An 806-nucleotide genomic window follows, 5' to 3' on the forward strand; every position below is an offset into this window, starting at 1 on the left:
CTCCGCCACCCGCATCGGAGGGACCTCATGAGCACCGCGCGCACCGCACCCGTCGTCCTGGACACCACCGGCCGGCGCCTACCGGCACAGATCACCGAATTGCGCGAGGCCGGCCCCGCAGCCCGCGTGGAGCTGCCCGACGGCCTGACCGCGTGGGCCATCACCCGCGGTGAGGTCGCCAAACGCCTGCTGACCCACCCGGGCATCTCCAAGGACGCCCGCAAGAGCTGGCCCGGCTACCGGCCCGGCCGATACCCCTGGCTGACCGCGTGGGTGGACGTGGTCTCCATGTTCACCAGCGACGGGGAGGACCACACCCGGCTGAGGAAACTCGTCGGACGGGCCTTCACCCCCCAGCGCATACGGGAGATGCGACCGGCCATCGAGACCATCGTCACCGACCTCCTCGACGACCTCGAAGACCGGGCCCCCGACCGCCCCGTCGACCTGCGCGCCGCCTTCTCCCACCCCGTGCCCACGCGGGTGATCTGCGACCTCTTCGGCGTCCCCGACGCCCAGCGCCCGCGAATGCTGCGCGTCATCGACTCGGTGCTGGACACCACCGCCGACACCGAGCGCGCCACCCGCATACGCGACGAGCTGTACACGGCCATGACCACCCTGATCGAAACCAAGCGCACCACCCCGGGCCCGGACCTGACCAGCACCCTCCTCACCGCCCGCGACGACGGGGACCGGCTCGATGAGACGGAACTCCTCTCCACGCTCATCCTCATGATCGGCGCCGGAAGCGAGACCGCCGTCGCCCTGATCAACCACCTCACCCACACCCTGCTCACCCACCC

General features: G+C 71.0%; 1 protein-coding gene. It reads left to right on the top strand.

From position 1 onward, the window contains the following. Positions 1-27: 27 nt before the first annotated feature. Positions 28-806 (top strand): cytochrome P450 (locus FNQ90_RS25420; protein WP_182608459.1); only part of this gene is annotated, 779 nt, incomplete at its 3' end.

Source organism: Streptomyces alkaliphilus (assembly GCF_014141535.1).
GTDB classification, from domain to species: Bacteria; Actinomycetota; Actinomycetes; order Streptomycetales; family Streptomycetaceae; genus Streptomyces; species Streptomyces alkaliphilus.